Consider the following 26,362-nt stretch of genomic DNA (forward strand, 5'->3'; position numbering starts at 1 on the left):
GGCTGGTATTGTTTCCAACGGAGGTCCAATGCCCTTGAAAGCCTGCATATTCGACGCGTACGGCACCCTATTCGACGTCAGCGCCGCCGCGCGTGAAGCGGCGGGGGAACCCGGTCGCGAACGCCTCGCCTCTGTCTGGCCCGCGCTGGCGGAGGACTGGCGGCGCAAGCAACTGGAATATTCCTGGCTGCGCGCGATCACCGGAGCGCACTGCGATTTCTGGCAGGTCACGCAGGACGGGCTGGACTGGGCGCTTGAGGCGCAGGGTCTGACCGACCCGGCCCTGCGCGACCGCCTGTTGCAGCTTTATCGCGAGCTGTCCGCCTATCCGGAGGTTCCCGCGATGCTGAAAGCGCTTCGCACACAGGGCCGCCGGACCGGCATCCTGTCGAACGGGTCTGAAGGGATGCTGGCGGATGCCGTCCGCTCTGCCGGGATCGGTGATCTGCTGGACGTGGTGCTGTCGGTCGACCGGGTCGGCGTGTTCAAGCCCGCGTCCCGTGTCTACGACCTTGTCGGGCAGGCCCTGTCGCTGGACCCGGGCGAAATTCTTTTTGTTTCATCAAATGGTTGGGATGCGGCTTCGGCCAGGTCCTACGGGTTTTCAACCGCCTGGGTGAACCGGCAGGGCGTCCCGATGGACCGTCTGCCGGGTCAGCCAGATTACGTGCTTTCAGACCTTTCCGGAATTCCAGACATTGAGGACTAACCTTGCCCCATTTCAGTGCCGCCGACGGAACCAAGATATACTACGATGTGACGGGGGACGGCATACCCCTGCTCTGCCTGTCGGGGCTAACGCGCAACGCGCGGGACTTCGATTTCGTTCTGCCGCACCTGTCGGGCTTCCGGGTGATCCGGATGGACTATCGCGGGCGGGGGCGGTCGGACTGGGCCAGCTACCTGAGCTATGACGTCCCGACGGAGGCCACCGACGCGCTGGAACTGCTTGATGTGCTGGGAATCGACAAGGCGGCCGTGCTCGGCACCTCGCGCGGGGGGATCATCGCGATGTACCTCGCCGCGACGGCCGGGGACCGGCTGCGCGGGGTGGCGCTGAACGATGTCGGGCCGGTGATCGAACGCGCGGGGCTGGAGGCGATCAAGACCTACCTCGGGAAGCATCCGCATTATTACACGCACGGCGAATTCGCACAGGCGCGCATGATCGACCCGAAATTCCCCGGCGTGCCGGAGGATCGCTGGATCGCCTATCTTTCCCACACCTCGGTCGAGACGACCACGGGGCTGCGCAACAATTACGACCCGAAGCTGCGCGACGCGGTGGCGCCGGGGTTCGACGCCCCTCAGGCCGATGCCTGGCCGCTGTTCGCCGCGATGGAGGGAATGCCGCTGGCCATCATCCACGGCGCGAATTCGGACCTGCTGAGCGCTGAAACGGTGGCGGAAATGGCCCGCCGCCATCCCGGCGCCATCGTTGCAACCGTCCCGGATCGCGGGCATATCCCTTTCCTGGATGAACCCGAGGCGCTGGCCGCGCTGAGAGCCTGGAAAGAACAGCTTGCATGAACCTCGACATGATCGAAGCCGCCGCCGGGCGCCTTGACGGGCACCTGCGGCGCACCCCTCTTCTGTCTTCGCCCTTTCTGGACGACATCGCCGGGCGGCGGGTCTTCGTGAAGGCCGAATGCCTTCAGCACACCGGCAGCTTCAAGGCGCGCGGGGCCTGGTCGGCGCTGTCGGCGATGGACCCCGACCTGCGGCGCAAGGGCGTCATGGGGTTCTCCTCAGGCAACCATGCGCAGGGTGTGGCGTGGGCGGCGTCGGCGCATGGCGCGCCCTCCGTCATCCTGATGCCCGCCGATGCGCCGGCGCTGAAACGGGCGAACACGGCGGCACTGGGCGCGGAGGTTGTGCTCTATGATCGCGCGACGGAGGACCGGGAGGCGCTTGGCACGACCCTGGCGACAGAGCGCGGGCTGACGCTGGTCAAGCCCTATGACGAACCGCTGGTGATCGCCGGACAGGGCACCGTGGGTCTGGAAATCGCGGCACAGGCGGCAGAGGCGGGTGTGACGGAGGCCGAGGTGCTGGTCTGCTGCGGTGGCGGCGGCCTGACTTCGGGCATCGCGCTGGCACTTGAGGGACATGCGCCGGGCCTGCGCGTTCGGCCCGTGGAGCCGGAGGGGTTCGACGACGTGAAACGCTCTCTCGCCGCCGGATCGATCCAGTCGAACAACCGGATGGACGGGTCGATCTGCGATGCCATCGTGACCCCGCGCCCCGGCGACATCACCTTTCCGATCCTCAGCCGCCTGTGCGGTCCGGGTCTGGCGGTGTCGGATGAAGAGGCGCTGAGGGCCATGGCGCTCGCCTTCCTGCGGCTCAAGCTGGTGGCGGAGCCGGGCGGCGCGGTGGCGCTGGCGGCGGCGCTTCTCCGAACGGAAGAAATCGAGGGCGATACAGTGATCGCGGTCATCTCGGGCGGGAACGTGGATCCGGCGATGTTCAACCGGGCGCTGACCAGCTACGGATCGGCCTGATGTATTTCGAAGATTTCGAGGTCGGATACCGTTTCGAGACACCGGTGCGCGCGCTGAGCGAATCAGAAATCGTGGACTACGCCCGCGTCTACGACCCCCAGCCCTTCCACGTGGACCCGGAGGCCGCCGCGCAATCGATCTACGGCGGGATCATCGCCAGCGGGCTGCAGACCTGCGCCGTCGCCTTCGCGCTGACGCTGAAGGCCGAGGTGTTCAACGAATCCTCAATGGGATCGTCCGGCATGGACCGGATTCGCTGGCTGAAGCCGGTGCGACCGGGCGACCTGATCGGCGTCACCGGAGAGGTGACGGAGGTCACGCGCTCTGCCTCCCGCCCTGACCGGGGGCGGATCGTCATCGACTATACGGTGACGAACCAGACGGGCGAGGTCGTGCTGACCTATGCAATCACACATCTGTTGCGGTGCCGCCCCGGCATTTGATTGACAAAGACAACTATCTTGCGGCACTCTCTCCCGAAACGGAGGGGCCATGCGCACACAGGTTGTCATCATCGGCGGCGGGCCGTCCGGACTGCTGCTGTCGCAGCTTCTGCTGAAGGCGGGCATCGAGTCGGTCGTGCTGGAACGGAAGACGCGGGCGTATGTGCTGTCGCGCATCCGGGCCGGGATCCTCGAACAGGGCATGGTCGGCCTGATGCGCGAGGCGGGTGTTTCGGCGCGGATGGACGCCGAGGGCTTCGTGCATGACGGCACGCTGCTGGCGACCGAGAACACGACCTTCCGCATCGACTTCGCCCGCCACACCGGCACGTCGGTCATGGTCTATGGCCAGACGGAGGTGACGCGCGACCTCTACGACGCGCGGGAGGCGGCGGGCGGTGCGATCGTCTACGAGACCGAAGGCGTCACGATCCATGACCCGAAGACCGACGCGCCTTACGTGACCTATGTCACCGGCGGGACGGAGCACCGGATCGACTGCGACTACATCGCGGGCTGCGACGGGTTCCACGGGGTCAGCCGGGGGACCATCCCGGCTTCGGTGCGACGCGAATACGAGAAGGTCTATCCCTTCGGCTGGCTCGGCATTCTTTCGGAAACGCCGCCGGTGGATGACGAACTGATCTATGCGTCCTCCGAACGGGGGTTCGCGCTGTGTTCGATGCGGAACGCGCATCTGTCGCGCTACTACGTGCAGTGTCCGCTGACCGACACGCCGGAGGACTGGTCGGACGACGCCTTCTGGGACGAACTCAAGCGGCGGATTCCGGAGGAGGCGGCGGAGCGTCTGGTCACCGGCCCATCAATCGAGAGAAGCATCGCGCCGCTCAGGTCCTTCGTGACCGAACCGATGCAATGGGGGCGGCTGTTCCTCTGCGGGGACGCGGCGCATATCGTGCCGCCGACCGGGGCGAAGGGGCTGAACACGGCTGCATCCGACATCCATTACCTCTATCATGCACTTCGGGATCACTATCTCGACGGGTCGGAGGAGGGGATCGCGCGCTATTCCGAACGCGCCCTCGCCCGTGTCTGGAAGGCCGAACGGTTCAGCTGGTGGATGACCACCCTGCTGCACCATTTCCCCGACCAGACGCCGTTCGACCTGAAAATGCAGCAGGCCGAGCTTGCCTTCCTGCGCGACAACGAGGCCGCGCAGAAGGCCATGGCCGAGAACTACGTGGGGCTACCGTACTGATGCAGATCGCAGAACTTGACGGGCTGGCGGTGCATTACCGCGATGAGGGCGACCCGAAGGGGCCGCCGGTGGTGTTTGCCAATTCGCTCGGCACCGACCTGAGGCTCTGGGACAAGGTGATGCCGCTGCTGCCGCAGGGGCTGCGCTATATCCGGTACGACAAGCGCGGGCACGGGCTGACGGAAGGCACGCCGCAGCCCTATTCCATGGGCACGCTGGTGCGCGATGCGGAGCAGCTGATGGACCATCTGGGGGTGAAGGAGGCGCTGTTCGTCGGGCTCTCCATCGGCGGGATGATCGGTCAGGGTCTGGCGGTCAAACGGATGGACCTGGTGCGGTCGCTGGTGATCTCGAACTCGGGCATGAAGATCGGAGTGCCGTCGATGTGGCAGGACCGGATCGACGCGGTAAATGCCTCCGGCATCGAATCGCTGGCCGATGCGGTGATGGAGCGGTGGTTTTCCAAGTCCTTCCGCGCGACGCCGGAACTCACTGCCTGGCGCAACATGCTGGTGCGGCAGACTGCGGACGGCTACGCGGGCTGTTCCGCCGCGATTTCCGGCACCGATTTCTACACGCCGACCTCCGGCCTGCGTCTGCCGGTGCTTGGCATCGCGGGGACGGAGGACGGATCGACGCCGCCCGATCTGGTACGCGAAACCGTCGATCTCGTTCCGGGGTCAAAGTTCGCGCTGATCCGGGGCGCGGGCCATCTGCCCTGCGTGGAGAAACCAGAGGAATACGCCCGCATCCTCACGGATTTCATCAAGGAGACCGGCCATGCCTGACCGCCGCCCCGCAGGGGAAGCCACCAGACGCGCCGTCCTGGGTGAGGCGCATGTGAGCAAGTCGCAGGGCAACGCCACCGATTTCGACCGGGGGTTCGTCGACCTGATCACCGAGGGGGCCTGGGGCACAGTCTGGGCCTCGGACGCGATCACGAAGCGGGAGCGGTCGATGCTGACGCTCGCCCTGCTTGCCGGGCTCGGCAACTTCGAGGAGTTCGAACTGCACCTGCGCGCCACCGTCAACACCGGCGCGACGAAGGAGGACATCCGCGAGGTCCTGCACCACGTCGCGATCTATGCCGGGGTGCCGCGTGCCAACCACGCGTTCAAGCTGGCGCGAGCGATCTACGCGGAACTGGAGGAGACGAAATGACGGATCTCGGACCGCTGATCCCGCGCAACCGGGCGATCCATCCGCCTGCCTATGATGTGGATTACAAGACCTCTGTCCCGCGCAGCCCGCGCTGGTCCCTGCTGTCGATGGAATCGGGCGCGGGAGAGGAGACGGGGCCGACCTTCGGACATTCCGTTCTTGGCCAGTGGGACAACAACCTCGTCATGAACTTCACGCGCGGCAAGGCTCCGGCGATCGGCGAACGGATCCTCGTGCATGGCCGGGTGCTGGACGAAAACGCGCGGCCCGTAACCGGGGCGCTGGTGGAAATCTGGCAGGCCAATGCAGGCGGGCGGTATCGTCACAAGAAGGACACGTACTTCGCCCCGCTGGACCCGAACTTCGGCGGCTGCGGGCGGACGATCACGGATGATCAGGGGTATTACGAATTCCTCACGATCCGCCCCGGTGCCTATCCCTGGCCGAACCGGGGGAATGACTGGCGGCCGATGCATATCCACTTCTCGATCTTCGGGCATTCGTTCGGCCAGCGCCTGATTTCCCAGATGTATTTCGAGGGCGACCCGCTGATCTACCGCTGCCCGATCGCCGCGACGGTGAAGGACCGCAGTCAGCTTGACCGGCTGGTCGCGCCCCTCGACATGGCGAAGGCGCGGCCGATGGATTTCCTTGCCTACAAGTTCGACATCGTGCTGCGCGGCCGGCGCCAGACCATGTTCGAGAACAAGCCGGAGGGGATGTGATGGTGCAGAAACTCGACAGGCTGCAGGAAACCCCGTCGCAGACCGCCGGGCCCTACGTGCATATCGGCTGCATGCCGACCTATGCCGGCAACGGTGGATCCTATGACATCGAGATCGGGGAAAGTCCGATTGCCGAGGGCGCGCAGGGCGAGGTGATCGAGATCACCGGAGAGGTGCGCGATGGCACGGGCTGGGCCCTTCGCGACGCGATGCTGGAAAGCTGGCAGGCGGATGCGTCGGGCCTGTTTCCGGGGCAGGAGGGGGCGGATCCGAAGGTCACGGGCTTCTGCCGGTTCGGTGCGGATGCGGAGACCGGCAAGTTTACCCTGCGCACCGTGAAACCCGGTGCCGTCAAGGCGCGGGGCGGGGCAATGCAGGCCCCGCACATCTCGCTCTGGATCGTTGCGCGGGGGATCAACACGGGCCTCCAGACGCGGATCTATTTCGAGGATGACGACCTCTCCGGCGATCCCCTGCTCAACCGGATCGAACAGAAGAACCGGGCCGGGACGCTGGTTGCGAAGAAGACAGGACCGGGCCAGTATGCCTTCGATGTCGTCCTTCAGGGCGACGGAGAGACGGTGTTTCTGGATATCTGAATGGCCCGAATAATCCTTGTCCACGGCGCCTGCCACGGTGCCTGGTGCTGGCGCGACGTGATCCCTGCGCTTCAGGCGGAGGGGCATGAGGTCACGGCGCTCGACATGCCGGGGCGCGGCGGCGGGGTGGCGGGGCTGACGCTGGCCGATCAGACGGACACGATCCTGTCCGCTTACGAGGGCCGCGCGGTTCTGGTCGGGCATTCGGCGGGCGGGTTTTCCATCTCGGCCGCGGCGGAGGCCGCGCCGGAGCGCGTTTCGCGGCTGATCTTCGTCACGGCGCTGCTGCCGGTGGATGGTGAGGTGCTGGGGCGAAAGATGCAGGGGCTGAAGGGCACGCGCGCTCCGGTCCCGCTGGTGGTGGCCCCGGACCGACTGTCCTACAGTTTCGACCTGAGCAGCGCGGGCGAGGCGCTTTACAACGGTGTGTCTCCAGAGGGAATCGACTGGGCGTTGACGCAGGTCTGCAATGAACCCTCCGATCCGCACCGCGAACCCATCCGCGTCGGTGCGGCCTTCGCGTCGGTGCCGAAGTCCTACGTCATCTGCACGGAGGACCGGATGATCCCGGCGGTGGACCAGGAGGCGATGGCCGCGGGTCTTAGCGACGTCGTGCGGATCGCCACCGGTCATTCGCCCTTCCTGTCGACCCCGGCCGAACTGGCGGGGCACCTGTCGCGGATGGCCGCCTGATGGCCGGGTCGGCGCATGACAGCGCGATCTACGCGCGGCTGTTCGATGCGGGCGAGGCGTCGAAGCTGTTCACCGACACCGCCGAGGTCCGCGCGATGCTGATCGTGGAGGGGGCCTTGGCCAAGGCGCAGGGCGCGCTTGGTATCATCCCGGAGCTTTCGGCGGCCGCGATCCACCGCGCGACGCTGGAAATCACGCTGGACCCCGGCGGGCTTGGCCCTGCGGCGGCGGTGAACGGTGTGCCGGTGCCGGGGCTGGTCGAGGCGTTCCGGAAAGAGATGCAGGCGCCGGAACATGCGCAATACCTGCACTGGGGCGCCACGTCGCAGGACATTGTCGATACCGGGCTGATGCTGCGGCTTCGGCAGTTGCTGGGGCTGGTCGAGGGCAATCTTCGTGAGGTTCTGAAATCCCTGTCCGATCTGGCGGCGGCTCATGCCGACCTGCCCATGGCCGGGCGTACCTACGGACAGTACGCCACGCCGGTCAGCTTCGGATCGGTCGTGGCGCAGTGGGGAAACCCTCTGCTGGACTGTCTGGACGATCTGGAGGGGGTGAATCGGTCCCTCCTCGTGTCGCTCTCCGGGGCCGCCGGGACGGGCAGTGTTTGGGGGGCAAAGGCCCCTGCCCTGCGCGCCGCACTGGCCGAAGGTCTGGGGCTGACCGATCCGGGGCGCAGTTGGCATTCCGACCGGGGGCCGCTGCTGCGGATCACCGGATGGCTGACCGCTGTCGCCGTGGCGCTCGGCAAGATGGGCGAGGATCTGATCCTGATGGCACAGTCCGGCGTGGGAGAGGTGCGGCTTGGTCAGGCGGGCGGGTCGTCGACCATGCCGCAGAAACAGAACCCGGTGCAGCCGTCGGTTCTGGTCGCCGTGGCGCGGCAGGTCATCGGACTGAACGCGACGCTTCAGGGGGCAGGTCTCGCGCGGCAGGAACGCGACGGGGCGGCGTGGTTCACCGAATGGCTGACGGTGCCGCAGCTCTGCCTCTCTGCCGCGACGGCGGCGGAGGTCGCAAAGGCGCTCGCCCCCGGTCTCACCCCGCAGCCGGTGGCGATGCGTGCCGCCTTCGACCAGAGCCAGGGCCTGATGCAGGCGGAGGCGCTGAGCTTCCATCTCTCCGCCCACATGCCCCGGCCCGAGGCGCAGGCAGCGGTGAAGAAACTCTGCAGGCAGGTGATCGCGGAGGGCGGCGATCTAGGCACCGCAGCGCGCGCGGACTTCCCCGGAATCGACCTGTCCCCTGTGTTCGACGGCACCGCGCAGCTTGGCGAAGCTCCCGCCTTCGCTCGGAAATTCGCGGTTCGTGTCCGCAACGCCTGAGCCTTGCGAAATTGCGTTCCGACTGGTGGAATTTCCAGAAGGCATTGCCTATGGTGCCGCGACAGGTTCACGGTCAGCATGACCACGGGAGGATGACATGACCAAGATTCGCGCGGCCGTCTGCCGGGAATACAACACGCCCCTGAAGATCGAGGAGGTCGAACTGCGCGGCCCCGGCATGGGCGAGGTGGAGGTTGAGATCGAGGCGGTGGCGATCTGCCATTCCGATATCTCGTTCCAGCAGGGCGGTTTTGGCGGCGCGCTTCCGGCGGTCTACGGTCACGAGGCAGCGGGCACCGTCCTGTCCGTCGGAACCGGCGTCGTCGGCATCGAGCCTGGCGATTCCGTCTGTGTCACGCTGATCCACGCCTGCGGCCACTGCACCACTTGCCAGTCCGGCAAGCCGACGATCTGCGAAACGCCGCCGGATAACATGGCGGGATCTCCGATCTCCTCGCCCGAAGGCGAACCGATCTACAAGGCGATGGCCTCCGGTGCCTTTGCCGAGCGGGTGGTGGTGGACCAGAGCCAGCTCTGTGTGATTCCGGACGACATCTCCAAGGACGTCGCCTCCCTGATCTCCTGCGGGGTCATCACCGGTGTCGGTGCGGCGGTGTTCTCCGCCGGTCTCGAGGTCGGGCAGGATGTCGTGGTGATCGGCGCGGGCGGCGTCGGGCTGAACGCAATCCAGGGCGCGCTGATTGCCGGGGCGCGCCGGATCATCGCGGTCGACATGCTGGAAAGCAAGCTGGAGGTCGCGAAGGAATTCGGCGCCACCCACACCGTGCTGGCCGAGGGCAAACCGTGGTCCGAGGTGAAGAAGATCCTCGGGCGTGGGGCGGACGCGGTGCTGGTCACGGTCGGCGTCGCGCAGGTCTATGACCAGGCCCCGAAATACCTGGGCTGGGGCGGCAAGGTCGTGATGGTCGGGCTGCCGCATGGCGACAAGGTATCGACCTATTCCCCGCTGCTGATGGCCAACCAGGGCCAGGTCATCGTCGGCTCCAAGATGGGCGACATGGTCATCAAGCGCGACATTCCGTGGATCGTGGACATGTACAAGCAGGGCCGGCTGAAGCTGGACCAGCTGATCTCGGGCCGCTGGACGCTGGACCAGATCAACGAGGCGATCGAGGATACCAAGTCCGGCGCCGCCCGCCGCAACGTCATCATGCTGAAATAGGGACACAGGTGAAGCTCGACAGCTGCGACGTCATCGTTACCGCCCCGCCCGCTCCGGGATGGGGCGGGCATTACTGGATCCTCGTCAAGCTGGTGACGGACACCGGGGTGACGGGCTGGGGCGAATGCTACGCGGCTTCGGTCGGGTCCGAGGCGATGCGCGCGGTGATCGCCGACGTGTTCGACCGGCACATGGCCGGGGAAAACCCCGAGAATATCGAACTGATGTTCCGCCGGGCTTATTCCTCAGGCTTCACGCAGCGCCCGGATCTGACGGTGATGGGCGCGTTCTCGGGGCTCGAAATCGCCTGCTGGGACATCCTCGGCAAGGATCGCGACCGTCCTGTCTGGGCGATGCTGGGCGGGAAGATGAACGACAGGCTGCGCGCCTATTCCTACCTCTACCCCCTAGCCCGGCATCCGGTGGCCGAGTTCTGGAGCTCTCCGGCGATGGCCGCCGAAAGCGCCGTCGACCTGGTGTCGCGCGGCTACACGGCGGTCAAGTTCGATCCGGCGGGCCCCTACACGATCCGCGGCGGGCACATGCCGGCGCTGTCCGACCTGGACCTGTCGGCACGGTTCTGCAAGGCGATCCGGGCGGCGGTCGGTACGAAGGCGGACCTGCTCTTCGGTACGCATGGCCAGTTCACGCCGGACGGGGCGATCCGCATGGCGCAGGCCATCGCCCCCTACGATCCGCTCTGGTTCGAGGAACCGGTGCCGCCCGATGACCTCGACGCCATCGCCGCGGTGCAGGCGGCGACGCCGATCCCGGTGTCGGCGGGCGAGAGGCTGACCACCAAGGCGGAATTCGTCGCGCTGCTCAAGGCCGGCGTGCGCATCCTGCAACCCGCGCTCGGCCGCGCGGGCGGAATATGGGAAGGCAAGAAGATCGCCACCCTCGCCGAGGCGCACGGCGCCCAGATCGCCCCGCATCTCTACGCCGGGCCGGTGGAATGGGCCGCGAACATTCACCTCGCCGTGTCCTGTCCCAACCTGCTGATGATCGAGACCATCGAGACGGATTTCCATACCCGTCTGGTCAAGGGCGCGATCACGGTGGAGGATGGCCATGTCCGCCCGCCCGAGGCCCCCGGTCTCGGCATCGAAGTGGACGAGGATCTGGCCCGCGCGCATCCCTATTCCGGCACCGCATTGCACCTGCAGATGCAGGAGGCGCCCTGCAACTACGCAGAGGACAACCGCTTCCAGGGCGGCGCCCCGCGCGATCCGGCGTGAACTCGCCAAGCACCACCGGCTGTGATAGTATTTTCGTGTAGTAACCCGGGACCCCTGATTTGACCGACGCCGACCTTCACGTTTCCCCCCGAGAAATGGAAGAGAGCGCCCGCGACGCGGCCGCCTTCCTCAAGACGCTCAGTCACGAAGGGCGGCTGATGATCCTCTGCCATCTTGGCGGAGGAGAGCGGTCGGTCGGGGAACTGGAAACCCTGCTCGGCATGCGCCAGGCGGCGGTAAGCCAGATGCTCGCACGCCTCCGGGACGAAGGTTTCGTATCGACGCGGCGGGACGGGAAGACTGTGTACTACAGCCTTGCCGACGAACGGATCACGGCGGTGATCAACCTGCTCTACGGGCTGTTCTGCAAGCCGTCGCAATGACCGCCCCCGCCCTGCCCGCACCGCAGCTGTCCCATGTCTGCGACCTGCATGTGAAACTCGACCCGATCACGGAGATGGGGCCGGGCCGCGCCGGGCACCGACGCATCATCCCGATCATCGGAGGGGACGTCACCGGCCCGCGCCTGACCGGTCGGCTGCTGAACCTCGGGGCAGACTGGCAGACGATCTGGGCGAACGGCGTGGCGGAACTCGACACGCGCTATGCCATGGAAACCCACGACGGCGCGGTGATCGAGATCGTCAACTACGGCTACCGCCACGGCCCGGCAGAGGTCGTCGCGCGGCTCATGGCCGGAGAGATCGTGCCCGCGGACCAGTACTACATGCGCACCCAGGCCCGGCTGGAGACCGGGGATGCGCGGTATGACTGGGTGAACCGGACGGTGTTCATCGGAACCGGCACACGGCAGAAGCTGGGTGTCACGGTATCGCTGTTCGCTGTGGACTAGGGGGCTCTGCCCTGTTCGCGGCGGACCTGGGGCTCCGCCCCGTCGCGCGGGCCGCGCGACTCCCCGGGATATTTCATGCAAGATGAAGGCCTTTTCATCTTGCTCCAAATATCCCCGCCGGAGGCGACGCGGCAGAGCCGCGTCAGGTCATGCGCGACTTCAGGGCCGAGATGTCCCGCACCATCGAAGAGATATCCGTGCCGATTGCGGTGAAGCCGGACCCGAGTGTCCGCAGGCGTTTCGCGAAATCCTCGTTCAGCGTCAGGATGCCCGACGGGACATTGACCGCCTTGAGCCGGGTGAAGGCGTCCTCGATCGCGGCGACGACCTCGGGGTGGGCCTGGTTGCCGGGATGGCCCATGGACCCTGAAAGGTCGGCGGGGCCGATGAAGACCGCGTCGACGCCGTCGGTGGTGCCGATCTCCTCCAGATGCGCAAGGGCGTCGATGGTTTCGACCTGCACGATCAGGCAGAGTTCCTCCTCCGCACGGGTCATGTAGTCCCTGACCATCCCGAAGCGCGAGGCGCGGGTGCCGCCCGCCATGCCGCGCATGCCCCTGGGCGGATAGCGCATGGCGTGCACGGCGGCGGCGGCTTCCTCCGGCGTCTGGACATACGGGATCATCAGGGTCTGCGCGCCCATGTCGAGGTAGCGTTTGATATAGGCCGGGTCGTTGGAGACGGGCCGGACGACGGCGGACACCTCCGGATAGGCGGCGATGGCCTGAAGGGAGTGGTGGACCTGAAAGGCCTCGGTCGTGGTGTGTTCGGTATCGACGACGATCCAGTCGAAGCCGATAGCCGCCAGCGCCTCGGGGACGATCGGTCCGGCAATGGTGTTCCAGAAGCCAAGCTGGTGGCGGCCGTCCTTCAGGGCGGCCTTGAAGCGGTTTCTCGGCAGGTCCATCGGTTTCAGCCTTTCAGAAGGGTCGCGACGCGATGCAGGGCCAGCGCGTAGCCCTGGGTGCCGCAGCCGGCGATGACGGCGTCGGCGCGGGCGCTGACGTAGGAATGGTGGCGGAAGCTTTCGCGCTTGTGCACGTTGGAGATATGCACCTCGATCACCGGGCCGTCGAAGGCGTTCAGCGCATCGAGGATGGCCACGGAAGTGTGGGTGTAGGCCGCCGGGTTGATCACGATGGCGGCGGCTTCGGCGCGGGCCTCATGGATCATCTCGACCAGCGCGCCTTCGTGATTGGACTGGCGGAATTGCGTTTTCAGGCCAAGCGAGGAGGCCGTTTCGGCGCAGAGCCGTTCGACATCGGCAAGGGTTTCGCGGCCGTAGACCTCGGGCTGGCGCTGGCCAAGCAGGTTCAGGTTGGGGCCGTTCAGGATCAGGACGGGCTTCACGGGCATCTCCGGTTGTCTGAGGCGGTGATAGCACGTTTGCCGGGGCGCGCCACGGCTTTGGCATGTGGCTTGCCGGATTGCATCCATGTGGATACACAAGGATGCATGAGCGACGTCATCCCCCTTCCCCGCGACGAGGACGGTTCCATCCGGGGCCGTGTGGTCGCCATGCTGCGCGCAGGCACGCTTGGTCCCGGCGACCGGCTGATGGAGGCGGATCTGGCGGCGCGGTTCCGGACCTCGCGCACTCCGGTACGGGAGGCGCTGCGGCAGCTTGAGGCGGAGGGGCTGGTGTCCCATGTGCCGCGTGTCGGTGCCACGGTACGACGGCTGGATTATTCTGAAGTGGTAGAGCTTTACGAAATGCGCGCGGTCATGGAGGGCACGGCGGCGCGGCTGGCGGCGCGCATGGCCTCGGCCGTGGAACTGGCGGCGCTGGCTGAGGTCAACCTGGCCCTGGCGGAAGCGACCGAGCCCGCGCGGGCGGCGGCGCTGAATCGGGTATTTCACGCCCGCCTGCTGGACGCGGCGCGGAACCGCTTCCTGAGCCAGGCGGCGCTTGGACTTGAACGGACGATGTCGATCCTCGGGCCGTCCACGCTTGGCGATGCAGCGCGGGCGGCGGCGGCGGTGGAGGAACATTCGGCAGTGCTCGACGCCCTTTCGGCGCGGGACGGCGCGCAGGCGGAGGCGCTGATGCGACGGCATATCGAGGGTGCGCAGGCGCAGCGGATGCGGCAGATGACGGCGGGGGCCGGGGCATGACCTGGGATCTGGTGGTGATCGGCGGCGGCAACGCGGCGCTCTGCGCTGCGATCACGGCGGCGGAGGCCGGGTGCCGGGTGATCGTGCTGGAAGGCGCGCCGAAGCCCTATCGCGGGGGCAATTCGCGGCACACGCGGAATTTCCGCTGCATGCATCGCGGGCCGCTGTCGGTGCTGACGGATGAATATGGCGAGGACGAGTATTACGAGGACCTTCTGAAGGTCACCAAGGGCCAGACCGACGAGGCGCTGGCGCGGCTGGCGATCCGGGGGTCGGAGGAGTCGCTGCCATGGATGGAGGCGCATGGCGTCCGGTTCCAGCCTTCACTGTCGGGCACGCTGTCCCTGTCGCGGACCAACGCCTTCTTCCTTGGCGGGGGGAAGGCGCTGGTGAATGCCTATTACGCCTGTGCGGAGGATCTGGGGATCACCGTGGTCTACGAGGCGCAGGTGAGCCATGTAGCCATGGACAATGGTCTGTTCGAAGGCGTGGATGTGGCCGTTGCCGGGGGTCCAATCGAACGGATCGCGGGGCGGGCCTGCGTGATCGCATCGGGCGGGTTCCAGTCGGACGTCGACTGGCTGGCGCGGGCCTGGGGGCCGGCAGCGCGGAACTTCCTGATCCGGGGGACTCCTTACAACCGGGGCGTGGTTCTCAAGGACATGCTGGATCAGGGGGCGGAGAGCGTGGGCGATCCGACGCAGTGCCATGCGGTGGCCATCGACGGGCGGGCCCCGAAGTTCGACGGCGGGATCGTGACCCGGCTGGACTGCGTGCCCTTCTCGGTCGTGGTGAACCGGGACGGGAAACGGTTCTATGACGAGGGCGAGGACGTCTGGCCCAAGCGTTACGCGATCTGGGGGCGGCTGGTCGCGGCACAGCCGGATCAGGTGGCCTATTCGGTGATCGACTCCCGGTCGCTCGACCTGTTCATGCCCTCGGTGTTCCCTCCGGTCGTGGCGGACACGGTAGAGGAACTGGGGGCGAAGCTGGGGATCGACGGATCGGCGCTGGCGGCGACGGTGACAGAGTTCAACGCGGCCTGCCGGGAGGGCGCTTTCCGTCCGCAGGAATTGGACGGGCTGAGCACCGAAGACCTGGACCCGCCCAAGACCAATTGGGCGCGGCCGATCACCGACCCTCCGTTCTACGGCTATTCGCTCCGGCCCGGCGTGACCTTCACCTATCTCGGGCTGAAGGTGGATCGGAATGCGCAGGTGGCGGGGCCGGAAGGCAATTATCCCAATATCTGGGCCGCCGGTGAGACGATGGCGGGCTCGATCCTCGGCCAGGGATATCTGGCCGGGTTCGGCATGACTATCGGCACGGTCTTCGGACGCATCGCGGGACGGGAGGCCGCCGCCTATGTCGCTTGATACCATTCCCGAAGCGCGGCGGCAGATCGAGATCTGCAACGCCTGCCGCTATTGCGAGGGCTATTGCGCGGTCTTTCCCGCAATCACCCGGCAGAAAGCCTTTGCGGACGGGGACATCACGCAGCTGGCGAACCTTTGTCACAACTGCCGGGGCTGCTACTACGCCTGCCAGTATACCGAGCCGCACGAATTCGCCCTGAACCTGCCGCGCGCGCTGGCCGAGGTGCGGACCGAAAGCTGGGAGGACTTTGCCGTGCCTGCCCCGCTGGCGCGTGTGTTCCAGCGGCACGGCGTGGCGTTGGCCGGGCTTCTGGTGCTGGCAGTGGCGGTGATGGTTCTGCTGGCGCGCGGCGGCGGGCGGACGTTCTATGACGTGATCCCGCACGGGGTGCTGGTGGCGATCTTCCTTCCGGCTTTCCTCGCCCCCTTGGCGGTCATCGGGGTGTCACTGCGGCGCTACTGGCGGAAGGTTGGTGGCGGGCCGGTGCGGCTGGCGCATGTGGTATCGGCCGCGCGGTCGGCGGGGCGGATGCGCAATCTAGACGGCGGACAGGGACAGGGCTGCAACTTCGAGAAGGAAGAGCGGTTCTCCAACGCCCGTCGCGCCATGCATCAGGCGGTGATGTGGGGGTTCCTGCTGTGCTTCGCCTCGACCCTTTCGGGGACGGTGCTGCACTACCTCGGCTGGCCCGCGCCTTACGGGCCGTTTTCGGTGCCGAAGCTGTTCGGGGTGCCGGGCGGGCTGCTGCTGACGCTAGGCGCTGTCGGGCTGGCGGCGCTGAAGCCCAAGGGCGACCGCGGGCTTGGCGATCCGGCGGTCTGGGGCGGGGAGATGGCGTTCGTGCTGCTGCTGGCGCTGACCGGCGGGTCGGGCCTGCTGCTTTACGCGGTGACGGGAACGGGACTGGTGGCGCCGGTGTTCGCACTGCACCTCGGCGCGGTGATGACGCTGTTCCTGCTGATGCCCTATTCGAAGATGGTGCACGGGTTCTTCCGGTTCGCCGCCTTGGTGCGGGATGCGCAGGGGCGGTGACTGCGCGGTTTTGGCGGGCGGTGTCGCCCCCTCCCTGGCCCTCCCCCTGACTGGGGGAGGGGAGTGCTTCGAGTGTTGGCTTCGCGCGCCTACCCGCCCCAGGTCGCGCGCAGCACCCGGAGCCAGTTGCCATGCGCCAGCTTGGTCAAAAGCGCCTCTCCGACACCGTGATCCAGCAGGCCCGTGCGCAGGTTCGCCAGCCCGCCGCAGTGGTTCATCCAGTCCGGCACGATCGCCCCGTCGAAGTCCGACCCGAAGGCGACCCCGTCCTCCCCGAGGATCGACAGGAGGTGGTCGAGGTGGCGCAACAGATGCTCCAGCGGGCAGTTGGGGACAAACTTGCCGTCCGGGCGCAGGAAACAGGTGCCGAAATTGATGCCGACCACGCCGCCGGTTTCAGCGATGATCCTCAGTTCCCCCTCGGTCAGGCAGCGGGCGGAGGGAGTCACGGCATGGGCGTTGGAATGGGTGGCGACCAGCGGCGCGTCCGAAATCCCGGCGACGTCGCGCAGGCCCGCCATGTTCAGGTGGCTGAGGTCGATCATGATGCGGCGGCGGTTGCATTCGCGGATTAGCGCCTTGCCGGCCCCGGTCAGCCCCGGCCCGATGTCCGAAGTCGCGGGATAGCGGAAGGGCACGCCATGCCCATAGGCCGTCGGGCGCGACCAGACCGGGCCAAGCGACCTGAGCCCCGCCGCGTACAGGTCGTCGAGTTCGGCAAAGTCCGGACCGATGGCCTCCGCCCCTTCCATGTGCAGGACAGCGGCGAGGGCGGGACCGGGCAGCGCGGCCTCGACCTCCGCCGCGGTGGTGCAGGGAACGATAACACCCAGTTCCGCCAGCCGGTTGAAATGGGCGATACCTTCGCGGACCTTCGTCAGGGCATGGGCGTGGTCGACCGCGGCCGGCAGGGGCAGATCGTAGCTGTCCTGCCGCATCGCCTTCATGTCCATGCCAGGCCCGCCCGGCGTCGGCACGAAGAGAGCGAAAAACCCGCCGCCCAGGCCTCCGGCCTGCGCGCGGGGCAGGTCGATCTGGCCGTTGCGATGGCCGTCGCGCACTTCCTCTGCCGTGACCCGGCCGAGGGTCATCTTCAGCAGCAGGTCATTGTGGCCGTCGAAGAAGGGGATCGTCGCGCCCATGGGTCCGGTCACTTGCCCGCCCTGACGTCCGAGAGGGTCTTGGCGATTGTCAGAGCCTCGGGATCGAGGAAGCAGTGGATCAGCGCGGGCCTGCCCGACTCCGTCGCGCGGTTGAAGGCGGCGGCGAAATCGGCGGTGTCATGCACCGTTTCGGCGTGGCACCCCATTGCGGCGGCCATGGCCGCGAAGTCCGGGTTCTTCAGGTCGGTGGCGGAGACGCGTCCGGGGTATTCCCGCTCCTGATGCATGCGGATCGTGCCGAACATGCCGTTGTCGATGACCAGCACGATGACGGGGATGTCGAACTGCGCCGCCGTCGCCAGTTCCTGCACCGTCATCATGATGTCGCCGTCCCCGGCCACACAGACCGACACCGCCCCGGGCCGCTGCCGTTTCGCCATGATCGCCGCCGGAAGGCCGTAGCCCATGGAGCCGGAGGTCGGAGCCAGCTGGCTGCCGTGATCGCGGAAACGGTAGTGCCGGTTGATCCAGGTGGCGAAGTTGCCCGCCCCGTTGGTGATCGCCGCGTCGGGGCCGAGGGTGTCGCGCAGCCAGCAGATGACCTCTCCCATCTGGAAGCGGCCGGGCAGAGGCAGTGGATCGGTGGACCAGTCGAGATAGTTCTGGCGGCAGGCATCGACCCAGTCGGAGTTGCGTTTCGGCGCGGGCAGGCCGGCGATGGCCTCGACAAAGCCGTCGGCGGTTCCGATCAGGCCGAGGCCAGGCTGGTAGACGCGGCCGACCTCCTCCGGATCGGGGTGGAGATGCACCAGCCGGTCGTCCCCCGGACCGATCGGCAGGAGCGTGTAGTTCTGCGACGGCATCTCCGACAGCCGCCCGCCGAGCAGAAGAAGCAGGTCGGCGTCCCTGATCGCCTTTACCAGCTTCGGGTTCGCGCCGATGGAAAGGTCACCGGCATAGTTCGGATGATCCGCCGGAAAGCTGCCGCCACGGCGGAATTCGACACAGACCGGCAGGGCGTGGCGTTCTGCAAAGCCGATCATCGCGTCGCGGGTCGCGCCGTGCCAGCCGCCGCCGCCAAGGATGACCATAGGGCGTTCCGCCTGTGCCAGCCGCTCGGTGAGGTCGGCTATCCCGGAGGCCGACGGGGTGATCGCGATCGGGGCTGCCTTCGGGGCGTCGGGCACCTCGGCCTCATCGACAAGCATGTCTTCGGGCAGGGCGATCACCACGGGGCCGGGCCGGCCCTGCGTGGCAACCCGGAAGGCGCGGGCGAGCAGTTCGGGGATACGGGCGGCGTCGTCGATCTCGACCGCCCATTTGGCGATGGTGCCGAAGACCTGACCGTAGTCCCATTCCTGGAAGGCTTCGCGGTGCCGCATGTCGCGCGCGACCTGGCCGACGAACAGGATCACCGGCGTGGAATCCTGCGCCGCGACATGGACCCCCGCCATGGCATTGGCCGCGCCGGGGCCGCGGGTGACGAAGCAGATGCCGGGGCGGCCGGTCAATTTGCCGTAGGCTTCGGCCATCATCGCCGCGCCACCTTCCTGCCGGCAGGTCAGCAGATCGACGCCCGATCCGATCAGCGCGTCCAGCACGGAGAGATAGCTTTCCCCCGGCACGCAGGTGGCGCGGTCGACGCCCTGTATCAGCAGCTGGTCGACGAGGATGCGGGCACCGGTGCGGGTCATGTCTGGGGGTCCTTCGATTGGTCGCGCGCACCTTGGCGGGATCGTCGGGAAATGACCAGAGGGCGAGGCGTGTCGGACGCATCGCTGCGCCTTCGTCAGCCATGCACCCCCTCACCTCAGCCCCCATTCCCGTAGACGAGAGGGAGCCCGGCGGGCGTCACTGTCCCTTTCTCTTTGGTTTCGCAAATATCCCGGGAGGGGGAGGCGCGTGAGCGCCGGGGGAGGGCAGCGCCCTCCCCTGCCGACGGTCGGGATCAGACCTCGACCTCGACCTTGCCGATCGGGTGCGAGCAGCAGGCGAGGATCCAGCCGTCCTCGATGTCGTCGTCGGAAATGCCGCCGTTGTGCACCATGTGCACCTCGCCCGACAGCTTGCGCGTCTTGCAGGTGCCGCAGACTCCGAAGGTGCAGCCCGAGGGGATGTTCAGCCCGTTGGCGCGGGCCGCGGCGAGGATCGTGTCGGTCTCCCGCACCTTGGCGGTGACGCCCGACGACGCGAAGACCACCTCGGCCTTGGTGTCGTCGTCCGGGATCACGTCGTCGAGTTCCGGCAGGTCGGAGGCCTTTTCCACCGGCGCCTGGAAGCTTTCCTGATGGTAACGCTCCATGTCGAAACCCAGCCCCGCCAGCGCCTCGCGCACGGCGGTCATGAAGGGTTCGGGGCCGCAGCAGAAGACCTCCCGCTCAAGGTAGTCGGGCGCCATCAGGCCCAGCATCAGCTGGTTGAACTGCCCCTCGAACCCGGTCCAGGGCTTGTAGGGTTCCGGCCCCTCGACCACCCATTTCAGGTGGATGCCGGGGACCCGGGCGGCCATGTGTTCCAGCCGGTCCTTGAAGATGATCTCCGACGGGCGGCGGGCGCAGTTGATGAAGACGATGTCGGGCGCGTCGCCGAGATCCCACATGAAGGTGGTCATCGACATGACGGGCGTGATGCCGGACCCGGCGGAGATGAACAGGTATTTCTCGGCAGGGTGATTGAAGTGGGTGAACAGCCCCGCTGGCGGGAAGGCGCGGAGGCGCACGCCGGGCTTGAGGTTCTCCATCATCCATCTGGTGCCGACCGAATCCGCCTGCGCCTTGGCCGTCACGGTGATCGAGCGGGGCCGCGAGGGGGACGAGGAGAGCGTGTAGGTGCGATGCACCGGCCCGCCCTCAACCGGGATTTCCAGCGTGATGAACTGGCCCGGCAGGTAGTCGAACAGCGCCCCGTCCGCAGACCGGAAGGTGAAGGAGGCCGTGTTGTGGTTCTCGGGCACGACAGTCACGCAGACGAGGTCCTGCGTACCGTCCCAGACGGGGCCGGAGGGGGATGGGATCAGGTCTTTCATGCTCACTCCGCCGCCATGGCTTTCGGGTCGGTGCGTTCCGCCATCGTCCGGCAGTACCAGTCGACGAACTGTATCACGCCGTCCTCGTGGGTCTTGGAATAGGGGCCGGGCTGGTAGGCGGGCGAATTTATGCCCTTCTGGTTGTTCTCCACGACGATTCGGTCCTCATCGTTGGTATGCTCCCAGACCTCGGTCAGGCGCTTGAGGTCGTAATCCACGCCTTCCACCGCGTCCTTGTGGACCAGCCAGGTGGTTGTCACGCGGGTTTCCTGCGGGCCGACCGGGGTGACGCGGAAGGTCAGCGAATGATCCGGCAGGAAGTGGTTCCAGGTGGTCGGGTAGTTGAACATCAGCAGCGTGCCGGAGTCGTTGAAAGGCACGCGCCCCAGCTTTTTCTTCACCGCCAGCTTGCCGTCCATGGTGTAGCTTTCCGCACCGTCAAGCAGCGGCATCCGGGCGATGCGGAACTGCCCGCCGTCGTCCAGCACGAAGCGCGAGGGCGCGCCGGCGGCTTCGTTGCGCTGGAAATGCGCCTCGACCTTCGGGGGGAAATTGCCGTCGGCGGCAACGCCGGAGATCGTCGGGTCTTCGGGATAAGTGCGGCAGAGCGAGGGGTGGTTGCCCGCGCAGTGATAGCACTCGCGATTGTTTTCCCAGACCAGTTTCCAGTTGCCCTTCTCGATGATCGAGGACTGGAAGGCGACCTTGGCATTGGCGAGGTCGTGGATTTCCAGGTAGGGCGTGACCAGCGATGCGAAGGCGTCGAAATCCGGCGCCTCGGCGGCGAGGCAGATGTAGACGAGACCGGCGACCTCGCGGCAGTGCACCGGCTTGAGCCCGTGTTTCGTCGGGTCGAACTCCGGCCCCATGTCGCGCGCCCAGAGCAGGCGGCCGTCCAGTTCGTAGGTCCACTGGTGATAGGGACAGACCAGTTTCGGCACCGTGCCCTTCGCGGCGGAACAGATGACCGAGCCACGGTGGCGGCAGGAGTTGTGGAAGGCGCGGATCACCCCGTCCGCCCCCTTGACGATGATGACCGAATAGCTGCCGACGTCGTAGGTCACGTAGGACCCGGTCTTGACCAGTTCGCAGGCGGGAATGGCGAACAGCCAGTCGCGGTAGAAGATCGTCTCCATGTCCGCGGCAAAAATGTCGGGGTCGGTGTAGAACGGCTGCTGGAGCGCATGGCCGGGGGTCCGCCGCGCGAGAAGCTGGGTGAGTGCGGTCATCGACTGACCTCCTGACGCCCGTTGGTGAACAAGTGCGGGATAGCCGGATCTCCGGGGCACGCGGCGGGGCGAAGCACCGCGGGCCCGTGTCGGGATCCGTCCGCCACCCGCGGATCGACGTCATGGCGGTTCCGGGGCGCGGGCTTGGCCGTCTTCCCTTGCGGGGGCGGCACCTTGTCCGGCGGGGCTCCTCCTCCCGGCGGGGTGCTGCGCGGACGGTCCTACCGTTGCGGGGGCAGCGCCGGGTTCGCACCGGCTTCCCGGAAAGCAGCGCCGAAGCCCTGCCTTGCCTGGGCCGGTGATAGCGATGCGTCCGGACCCAGGATGCGCGATTTGCGACGCAGCAGAAATTGAAAGAGACAAGCGCGGCAAAACTGTGCCCGGCGGACGGGCAGGCGCCGTCGATTCCCGCGAGGGCGTGCCGGAATTTTGGGCGGTGGCGGGCCACCCTGCGCGGCATTGATCCCGGCGCGGCTTTCCCGGAAGGTCGGTAAAGGGCGCTGCCCGCCCGGAACGACATGAAAGGCCCGCCATGCATTACGGCTCCGACCGCCCCGCCATCCTGCCGCACGATCCGTTCAAAGCCATCGTCGCGCCGCGCCCGATCGGCTGGATCGGCACCTTGAATGCCGAGGGGATCCCGAACCTCGCCCCTTATTCGTTTTTCATGCCGCTCGGGAACAATCCGCACATGATCGGCTTTACCAGCGAGGGGATGAAGCATTCGCCCGCCAATGCGCAGGCGCAGGGGGAATTCACCTTCTCTCTCGCGACGGAGCCGTTAAGCCACGCGATGAACGTCTCCTCGGGCGCACATCCGGACGGGGCCAACGAATTCGCCCTCGCCGGACTGACCGAAGGCACGCCGGTCGAAATCCGCACCCCTTTCGTGGCGGAGAGCCCGGCGGCGCTGGAATGCGTGACCGTTTCGGTAGAGCCGCTGAAGGACCGGCACGGCAGGGCGCTGAACCGTTTCCTCGTGATTGGAGAGGTCGTCCGGACCCACATCCGCGACGAATATATCCGCGAAGGGCGCTTCGACACCGCCGCCGCCGCGCCGCTGGCGAGACTGGGCTACCGGGACTACGCGACGACGGATTCGCTCTGGGAACTGGCGCGACCGGACGACTGAGAGGACTGCCCCACGGGGAAGTGGTGACCCCGACAGGATTCGAACCTGTAACCTGCCCCTTAGGAGGGGGCTGCTCTATCCAGTTGAGCCACGGGGTCGGCCGCGGACCTCTTAGCGGACCGGGGCGGGATTGTCATGCCCGCATCCGCCCCGGGGATGACAAATTCGCCGCCCCCCAAAGGTGGCGCACCGGGTGTGCCGGCCTTCACGCTTGATCGGTCCGGCGCTGCGGGTTATCGTTCAAGTCCAATCTACAGGACAATTTTCGTGCCCCCATCCGACCGCCGTCCGCTGACGCTCCGCGATGTATCCGAAGCGTCAGGCGTTTCGGAAATGACTGTCAGCCGGGTGCTGCGCAACCGGGGCGACGTGTCCCCAACGACCCGACAGAAGGTACTGGAGGCCGCGCGCCAGCTTGGCTACGTGCCGAACAAGATCGCCGGCGCACTGGCGAGCCAAAGGGTCAACCTCGTCGCGGTCATCATCCCTTCGATGTCCAACATGGTGTTTCCGGAGGTGATGACCGGGATCAGCCGCGTGCTGGAGGAAACGGAGCTTCAGCCGGTCGTGGGCGTCACGGACTACCTGCCGGAAAAGGAGGAGAAGGTCCTTTACGAGATGCTCTCCTGGCGGCCCTCCGGCGTCATCATCGCGGGGCTGGAGCATTCGGATGCGTCGCGCGCGATGCTGGCGGCAGCCGGGATCCCGGTGATCGAGATCATGGATACGGACGGAACGCCGGTTGATTCCGCCGTCGGGATATCGCACCGCCGCGCGGGCCGGGAGATGGCGAAGGCGATCCTTGCCGCGGGTTATCGGCGGATCGGCTACATGGGCACGCGGCTTGGCCTGGACCACCGCGCGCGCAAGCGGTTCGAGGGATTCACCGAGGCGCTGGCCAAGGGCGGCGTGGAGATCGAGGACCAGGAATTCTATACGAACGGCTCTGCCCTCGGGAAGGGGCGGGAGATGACGGCGGCGATGATGGCGCGGTCTCCGGAACTGGATTTCCTGTATTATTCCAACGATATGATCGGAGCCGGGGGGCTGCTCTGGATGCGCGAACAGGGGTATGACGTGCCCGGCGCGGTCGGCATGGCGGGGTTCAACGACGTTCAGCTTCTGCACGGGCTGCCAAGCAAGCTGGCCACCATGGACAGCTGCCGGCAGGAGATCGGGCGGCGCGCGGCGGAAATCATCCTTGCCCGGCTGAACGGCGAGGACGCGCCTTCGGGCAAGGTGGAACTGACGCCGGTCATCAACCCCGGCGACACGCTGCGCGCGCCCTGAGCCATGGCGCGCCCGGTTCTGGACAATCGCGCCGCGCGGCGGCTGTTCCTGCACCGGCATCTGCTTGGCGAAGCTCCGGCGGGGCCGGGCAAGGGGGAGGACCTTCTGTCTGTCATCCGGGCACTTGGTTTCGTCCAGGTGGATTCGGTCAGCACGGTCGAACGGGCGCATCACATGATCCTGTTCGCCCGCCGTCCCGCCTATCGCCCCAAGGCGCTGGCGCGGCTGATCGAGAAGGACAGGGCGCTGTTCGAGCACTGGACGCACGACGCCTCCATCATCCCGGCGGAGTTCTACCGCTACTGGCACCTGCCGTTCGAACGGTCGCGGGCGAGCCTGACGGAAAAATGGAAGAACTGGCAGGGTGAAGCCTATGTGGACGAGCTTGACAGGGTGCTGGCGCATGTCGGCGATCACGGGCCGGTGCGGTCCTCTGACCTGATCGCGGAGGAGCACCGCGGGCAGTCGGGCGGCTGGTGGAACTGGCATCCTTCAAAGGCTGCGCTGGAGTTCCTGTGGCGGACCGGATCGCTGGCCATTTCGGGGCGTCAGGGATTTCAGAAATTCTATGATCTTCCGGAACGCTGCTATCCCCTGCCCTGCGCCGAAGCGCGGCCAGAGCCTGAAGAGGCGGTCGAATGGTTCTGCCGTGAGGCGCTGAACCGGCTTGGTTTCGCGACCTCGGGAGAGATCGCGGCCTTCTGGGCACATGTCACGCCGGCGGAGGCGAAGGACTGGGTGGCGCGGGCCCTAGCAACGGGCCGGGTGCAGGAGGTCGACGTGATCGGCCACGACGGCAAGGCGCGCCGTTCAGTCGCCTGGCCGGGTGTGGCGGAGGAGGCGGCGGCCTTGCCGGAGGCCCCGGGGCGGGTGCGGGTATTGTCGCCCTTCGACCCGGCGCTGCGCGACAGGAACCGGGCGGAGAGGCTGTTCGGCTTCTTCTATCGCATTGAAATCTTTGTGCCTGCGGAGAAACGCCAATACGGGTACTACGTCTTTCCTATCCTCGAAGGCGAAAGCGTGATCGGGCGGATCGACATGAAATCGGACCGGGAGGCCGGGGTCCTGGAGGTCAGCAAGCTGTGGCTGGAACCGGGGGTGCGGGCGTCGAAAGGGCGGCTGGCGAAACTGGAGGCGGAGCTGGGCCGGATGGCGCGGTTCGTCGATTGCGCAGAGGTCAGGATCGCGCCGGACTGGGTGCAGTAGGCTGATGCCGGAACGAGGGGCGCTGCCCCTCGTGCTCCCCGGGATATTTCCGGCAAGATGAAAGGGGGGCCGTCGCCCCCCGTTTCAGTTATTTCAGCAGGCGGCGACGGCGCGGCCGGTCAGCACCTTTACGAGATGCGCGCGGTATTCGGCAGAACCGTGCAGATCGGAGATCATGTCGTCCGATGGCACCGACAGGCCTTTGATCGCATCGGCGGAGAAGTTGGACGCCAGCGCCTCCTCGGCTTCCTTCCAGCGGAAGACGCCGTTGTTCGAGGCACCCGTCACGCCGACGCCGACCCGGTCGCCGTATTTCGCGACAAACACGCCGGTCAGCGGGAAGCGGGAGGCGGGCTGTTCGAACTTCTGGTAGTTCGAGGCGGCGGGGATCGGGAATTTCACGCCGGTCACGATCTCTCCCTCCTCCAGTGCGGTGGCGAACATGCCCTGGAAGAAGTCATCCGCCGGGATTTCGCGCGCATTGGTCATCACGGTGCCCTGGCAGGCCATGATCGCGGCGGGATAGCAGGCGGAAGGGTCGTTGTTGGCGACCGAACCACCGATGGTGCCGCGGTTGCGGACCGCCGGGTCGCCGATCTTCGCCACGAGAGCGGACAGGCCGGGAAAGGTCGACGCGGTCTCTTTTACGACCGTGGCATGGTTGGTGGCGCCCTTGATCGTGAGGGTTCCTCCATCGGAGGAGACGCCAACGAGGTCCTTGATGCCAAGCAGGCTGACCAGCGTACCGGGCTGGTTCAGGCGCTGTTTCAGCGTCGGGATCAGGGTCTGGCCGCCGGAAAGGGGCTGGGCATCCTCGTCCTTCAGCGCGGCCAGCGCCTCGTCGAGCGTCGCGGGTTTCACGAATTCGAAATTGTACATCTTATCAACTCCCTGAGGTGGAGCGCCGCCC

Annotated in this window: 28 protein-coding genes, 1 tRNA gene and 1 riboswitch; of the genes, 21 read left to right on the forward strand and 8 right to left on the reverse strand. The window is 66.8% G+C overall.

Annotation, left to right across the window (positions count from 1 at the left end):
- Positions 1-28 precede the first annotated feature (28 nt).
- The 15 genes from IEV87_RS12330 (at position 29) to IEV87_RS12400 (ending at position 11,943) form a co-directional block, all read left to right on the forward strand.
- On the forward strand, positions 29-709 hold the full coding sequence (locus tag IEV87_RS12330; protein WP_188477968.1) for a haloacid dehalogenase type II: 681 nt from the start codon (positions 29-31) through the stop codon (positions 707-709).
- A 2-nt stretch (positions 710-711) separates the two neighbouring features.
- Positions 712-1,530, forward strand: coding sequence for an alpha/beta fold hydrolase (locus IEV87_RS12335; RefSeq protein ID WP_188477969.1), 819 nt, complete (start codon positions 712-714; stop codon positions 1,528-1,530).
- Positions 1,527-2,504, forward strand: coding sequence for a threonine ammonia-lyase (locus IEV87_RS12340; protein ID WP_188477970.1), 978 nt, complete (start codon positions 1,527-1,529; stop codon positions 2,502-2,504). The genes IEV87_RS12335 and IEV87_RS12340 overlap by 4 nt, the downstream gene beginning before the upstream one ends.
- Positions 2,504-2,947, forward strand: coding sequence for a MaoC family dehydratase (locus IEV87_RS12345; protein ID WP_188477971.1), 444 nt, complete (start codon positions 2,504-2,506; stop codon positions 2,945-2,947). The genes IEV87_RS12340 and IEV87_RS12345 overlap by 1 nt, the downstream gene beginning before the upstream one ends.
- A gap of 49 nt (positions 2,948-2,996) precedes the next feature.
- Entirely contained in the window at positions 2,997-4,166 is a 1,170-nt protein-coding gene (gene pobA, locus IEV87_RS12350) for a 4-hydroxybenzoate 3-monooxygenase (RefSeq protein ID WP_188477972.1), read from the forward strand.
- The gene (pcaD, locus tag IEV87_RS12355) at positions 4,166-4,954 is read left to right on the forward strand and encodes a 3-oxoadipate enol-lactonase (RefSeq protein WP_188477973.1); all 789 of its coding nucleotides are present in this window, start codon (positions 4,166-4,168) and stop codon (positions 4,952-4,954) included. Before pobA ends, pcaD begins: the two co-directional genes overlap by 1 nt.
- Positions 4,947-5,327, forward strand: coding sequence for a 4-carboxymuconolactone decarboxylase (gene pcaC / locus IEV87_RS12360; protein WP_188477974.1), 381 nt, complete (start codon positions 4,947-4,949; stop codon positions 5,325-5,327). The genes pcaD and pcaC overlap by 8 nt, the downstream gene beginning before the upstream one ends.
- The gene (gene pcaH / locus IEV87_RS12365) at positions 5,324-6,052 is read left to right on the forward strand and encodes a protocatechuate 3,4-dioxygenase subunit beta (protein ID WP_188477975.1); all 729 of its coding nucleotides are present in this window, start codon (positions 5,324-5,326) and stop codon (positions 6,050-6,052) included. The genes pcaC and pcaH overlap by 4 nt, the downstream gene beginning before the upstream one ends.
- Positions 6,052-6,651, forward strand: coding sequence for a protocatechuate 3,4-dioxygenase subunit alpha (gene pcaG, locus IEV87_RS12370; RefSeq protein WP_188477976.1), 600 nt, complete (start codon positions 6,052-6,054; stop codon positions 6,649-6,651). Before pcaH ends, pcaG begins: the two co-directional genes overlap by 1 nt.
- Complete coding sequence (locus tag IEV87_RS12375) at positions 6,652-7,344, forward strand: alpha/beta fold hydrolase (RefSeq protein ID WP_188477977.1); 693 nt, start codon at positions 6,652-6,654, stop codon at positions 7,342-7,344. It begins immediately after the preceding gene.
- Positions 7,344-8,669, forward strand: coding sequence for a class-II fumarase/aspartase family protein (locus IEV87_RS12380; protein WP_188477978.1), 1,326 nt, complete (start codon positions 7,344-7,346; stop codon positions 8,667-8,669). Before IEV87_RS12375 ends, IEV87_RS12380 begins: the two co-directional genes overlap by 1 nt.
- Before the next feature lie 97 nt (positions 8,670-8,766).
- Positions 8,767-9,852 (forward strand): Zn-dependent alcohol dehydrogenase, encoded by a 1,086-nt coding sequence (locus tag IEV87_RS12385; RefSeq protein WP_188477979.1) that lies wholly within the window; start codon positions 8,767-8,769, stop codon positions 9,850-9,852.
- 8 nt (positions 9,853-9,860) lie between these two features.
- Positions 9,861-11,090 carry a mandelate racemase/muconate lactonizing enzyme family protein gene (locus IEV87_RS12390; protein ID WP_188477980.1) on the forward strand — a complete coding sequence of 410 codons (1,230 nt, stop codon included), beginning with the start codon at positions 9,861-9,863 and terminating at the stop codon, positions 11,088-11,090.
- Positions 11,091-11,185: 95 nt separating this feature from the next.
- Positions 11,186-11,473, forward strand: coding sequence for an ArsR/SmtB family transcription factor (locus IEV87_RS12395; protein WP_188478430.1), 288 nt, complete (start codon positions 11,186-11,188; stop codon positions 11,471-11,473).
- Positions 11,470-11,943 carry a DUF3237 domain-containing protein gene (locus IEV87_RS12400; RefSeq protein WP_188477981.1) on the forward strand — a complete coding sequence of 158 codons (474 nt, stop codon included), beginning with the start codon at positions 11,470-11,472 and terminating at the stop codon, positions 11,941-11,943. Before IEV87_RS12395 ends, IEV87_RS12400 begins: the two co-directional genes overlap by 4 nt.
- Positions 11,944-12,085: 142 nt before the next feature.
- On the opposite strand, the gene IEV87_RS12405 is transcribed toward IEV87_RS12400, so the two are convergent.
- Positions 12,086-12,850: an HpcH/HpaI aldolase family protein gene (locus IEV87_RS12405; RefSeq protein ID WP_188477982.1), complete on the reverse strand. Its 765-nt coding sequence runs from the start codon at positions 12,848-12,850 to the stop codon at positions 12,086-12,088.
- 5 nt (positions 12,851-12,855) lie between these two features.
- Positions 12,856-13,299, reverse strand: a complete 444-nt coding sequence (aroQ, locus tag IEV87_RS12410) for a type II 3-dehydroquinate dehydratase (RefSeq protein ID WP_188477983.1) — start codon at positions 13,297-13,299, stop codon at positions 12,856-12,858.
- Between the two features lie 99 nt (positions 13,300-13,398).
- Here aroQ and IEV87_RS12415 point away from each other — a divergent pair, with 99 nt between their 5' ends.
- From IEV87_RS12415 to tcuB, 3 genes are read left to right on the forward strand one after another with little or no spacing between them, the layout of a single operon-like run.
- Positions 13,399-14,058: a GntR family transcriptional regulator gene (locus IEV87_RS12415; RefSeq protein ID WP_188477984.1), complete on the forward strand. Its 660-nt coding sequence runs from the start codon at positions 13,399-13,401 to the stop codon at positions 14,056-14,058.
- Positions 14,055-15,434 (forward strand): FAD-dependent tricarballylate dehydrogenase TcuA, encoded by a 1,380-nt coding sequence (tcuA, locus tag IEV87_RS12420; protein WP_188477985.1) that lies wholly within the window; start codon positions 14,055-14,057, stop codon positions 15,432-15,434. The genes IEV87_RS12415 and tcuA overlap by 4 nt, the downstream gene beginning before the upstream one ends.
- Complete coding sequence (gene tcuB / locus IEV87_RS12425) at positions 15,424-16,467, forward strand: tricarballylate utilization 4Fe-4S protein TcuB (RefSeq protein ID WP_188477986.1); 1,044 nt, start codon at positions 15,424-15,426, stop codon at positions 16,465-16,467. Before tcuA ends, tcuB begins: the two co-directional genes overlap by 11 nt.
- 89 nt (positions 16,468-16,556) lie before the next feature.
- On the opposite strand, the gene IEV87_RS12430 is transcribed toward tcuB, so the two are convergent.
- The 4 genes from IEV87_RS12430 to IEV87_RS12445 all read right to left on the reverse strand — a co-directional run bounded on the left by IEV87_RS12430 (position 16,557) and on the right by IEV87_RS12445 (position 21,824).
- Entirely contained in the window at positions 16,557-17,609 is a 1,053-nt protein-coding gene (locus tag IEV87_RS12430; RefSeq protein ID WP_188478431.1) for a dipeptidase, read from the reverse strand.
- Positions 17,610-17,617: 8 nt separating this feature from the next.
- The gene (locus IEV87_RS12435) at positions 17,618-19,264 is read right to left on the reverse strand and encodes a thiamine pyrophosphate-binding protein (RefSeq protein ID WP_188477987.1); all 1,647 of its coding nucleotides are present in this window, start codon (positions 19,262-19,264) and stop codon (positions 17,618-17,620) included.
- Positions 19,265-19,518: 254 nt separating this feature from the next.
- Positions 19,519-20,595, reverse strand: coding sequence for a hybrid-cluster NAD(P)-dependent oxidoreductase (locus tag IEV87_RS12440; protein ID WP_188477988.1), 1,077 nt, complete (start codon positions 20,593-20,595; stop codon positions 19,519-19,521).
- Positions 20,596-20,597: 2 nt separating this feature from the next.
- The gene (locus IEV87_RS12445) at positions 20,598-21,824 is read right to left on the reverse strand and encodes an aromatic ring-hydroxylating oxygenase subunit alpha (RefSeq protein WP_188477989.1); all 1,227 of its coding nucleotides are present in this window, start codon (positions 21,822-21,824) and stop codon (positions 20,598-20,600) included.
- A gap of 216 nt (positions 21,825-22,040) precedes the next feature.
- A riboswitch (cobalamin riboswitch) is annotated at positions 22,041-22,087 on the reverse strand.
- 269 nt (positions 22,088-22,356) lie between these two features.
- Here IEV87_RS12445 and IEV87_RS12450 point away from each other — a divergent pair.
- Positions 22,357-22,956, forward strand: a complete 600-nt coding sequence (locus tag IEV87_RS12450; protein ID WP_188477990.1) for a flavin reductase family protein — start codon at positions 22,357-22,359, stop codon at positions 22,954-22,956.
- Positions 22,957-22,977: 21 nt separating this feature from the next.
- On the opposite strand, the gene IEV87_RS12455 is transcribed toward IEV87_RS12450, so the two are convergent.
- Positions 22,978-23,054: transfer RNA gene (locus tag IEV87_RS12455), tRNA-Arg, on the reverse strand.
- Positions 23,055-23,223: 169 nt separating this feature from the next.
- On the opposite strand from IEV87_RS12455, the gene IEV87_RS12460 reads away from it, so the two are divergent.
- Together IEV87_RS12460 and IEV87_RS12465 are read left to right on the forward strand one after the other, a co-directional pair.
- Positions 23,224-24,246, forward strand: a complete 1,023-nt coding sequence (locus IEV87_RS12460) for a LacI family DNA-binding transcriptional regulator (protein ID WP_269902645.1) — start codon at positions 23,224-23,226, stop codon at positions 24,244-24,246.
- A gap of 3 nt (positions 24,247-24,249) precedes the next feature.
- The gene (locus IEV87_RS12465) at positions 24,250-25,452 is read left to right on the forward strand and encodes a winged helix-turn-helix domain-containing protein (protein WP_188477991.1); all 1,203 of its coding nucleotides are present in this window, start codon (positions 24,250-24,252) and stop codon (positions 25,450-25,452) included.
- A 93-nt stretch (positions 25,453-25,545) separates the two neighbouring features.
- On the opposite strand, the gene IEV87_RS12470 is transcribed toward IEV87_RS12465, so the two are convergent.
- Positions 25,546-26,331 (reverse strand): FAD binding domain-containing protein, encoded by a 786-nt coding sequence (locus tag IEV87_RS12470; protein WP_188477992.1) that lies wholly within the window; start codon positions 26,329-26,331, stop codon positions 25,546-25,548.
- Positions 26,332-26,362 lie beyond the last annotated feature (31 nt).

This window comes from Primorskyibacter flagellatus, assembly GCF_014638275.1.
Lineage (GTDB): Bacteria > Pseudomonadota > Alphaproteobacteria > Rhodobacterales > Rhodobacteraceae > Pseudooceanicola > Pseudooceanicola flagellatus_A.

Coding starts and splice junctions, on each gene's coding strand:
- IEV87_RS12330 (WP_188477968.1), top strand. CDS start 29: ATGCCCTTGAAAGCCTGCATATTCGACGCGTACGGCACCCTATTCGAC.
- IEV87_RS12340 (WP_188477970.1), top strand. CDS start 1,527: ATGAACCTCGACATGATCGAAGCCGCCGCCGGGCGCCTTGACGGGCAC.
- IEV87_RS12345 (WP_188477971.1), top strand. CDS start 2,504: ATGTATTTCGAAGATTTCGAGGTCGGATACCGTTTCGAGACACCGGTG.
- pobA (WP_188477972.1), top strand. CDS start 2,997: ATGCGCACACAGGTTGTCATCATCGGCGGCGGGCCGTCCGGACTGCTG.
- pcaD (WP_188477973.1), top strand. CDS start 4,166: ATGCAGATCGCAGAACTTGACGGGCTGGCGGTGCATTACCGCGATGAG.
- pcaC (WP_188477974.1), top strand. CDS start 4,947: ATGCCTGACCGCCGCCCCGCAGGGGAAGCCACCAGACGCGCCGTCCTG.
- pcaH (WP_188477975.1), top strand. CDS start 5,324: ATGACGGATCTCGGACCGCTGATCCCGCGCAACCGGGCGATCCATCCG.
- pcaG (WP_188477976.1), top strand. CDS start 6,052: ATGGTGCAGAAACTCGACAGGCTGCAGGAAACCCCGTCGCAGACCGCC.
- IEV87_RS12375 (WP_188477977.1), top strand. CDS start 6,652: ATGGCCCGAATAATCCTTGTCCACGGCGCCTGCCACGGTGCCTGGTGC.
- IEV87_RS12380 (WP_188477978.1), top strand. CDS start 7,344: ATGGCCGGGTCGGCGCATGACAGCGCGATCTACGCGCGGCTGTTCGAT.
- IEV87_RS12385 (WP_188477979.1), top strand. CDS start 8,767: ATGACCAAGATTCGCGCGGCCGTCTGCCGGGAATACAACACGCCCCTG.
- IEV87_RS12395 (WP_188478430.1), top strand. CDS start 11,186: ATGGAAGAGAGCGCCCGCGACGCGGCCGCCTTCCTCAAGACGCTCAGT.
- IEV87_RS12400 (WP_188477981.1), top strand. CDS start 11,470: ATGACCGCCCCCGCCCTGCCCGCACCGCAGCTGTCCCATGTCTGCGAC.
- IEV87_RS12405 (WP_188477982.1), bottom strand. CDS start 12,850: ATGGACCTGCCGAGAAACCGCTTCAAGGCCGCCCTGAAGGACGGCCGC.
- aroQ (WP_188477983.1), bottom strand. CDS start 13,299: ATGCCCGTGAAGCCCGTCCTGATCCTGAACGGCCCCAACCTGAACCTG.
- IEV87_RS12415 (WP_188477984.1), top strand. CDS start 13,399: ATGAGCGACGTCATCCCCCTTCCCCGCGACGAGGACGGTTCCATCCGG.
- tcuA (WP_188477985.1), top strand. CDS start 14,055: ATGACCTGGGATCTGGTGGTGATCGGCGGCGGCAACGCGGCGCTCTGC.
- tcuB (WP_188477986.1), top strand. CDS start 15,424: ATGTCGCTTGATACCATTCCCGAAGCGCGGCGGCAGATCGAGATCTGC.
- IEV87_RS12430 (WP_188478431.1), bottom strand. CDS start 17,609: ATGGGCGCGACGATCCCCTTCTTCGACGGCCACAATGACCTGCTGCTG.
- IEV87_RS12435 (WP_188477987.1), bottom strand. CDS start 19,264: ATGACCCGCACCGGTGCCCGCATCCTCGTCGACCAGCTGCTGATACAG.
- IEV87_RS12440 (WP_188477988.1), bottom strand. CDS start 20,595: ATGAAAGACCTGATCCCATCCCCCTCCGGCCCCGTCTGGGACGGTACG.
- IEV87_RS12445 (WP_188477989.1), bottom strand. CDS start 21,824: ATGACCGCACTCACCCAGCTTCTCGCGCGGCGGACCCCCGGCCATGCG.
- IEV87_RS12450 (WP_188477990.1), top strand. CDS start 22,357: ATGCATTACGGCTCCGACCGCCCCGCCATCCTGCCGCACGATCCGTTC.
- IEV87_RS12465 (WP_188477991.1), top strand. CDS start 24,250: ATGGCGCGCCCGGTTCTGGACAATCGCGCCGCGCGGCGGCTGTTCCTG.
- IEV87_RS12470 (WP_188477992.1), bottom strand. CDS start 26,331: ATGTACAATTTCGAATTCGTGAAACCCGCGACGCTCGACGAGGCGCTG.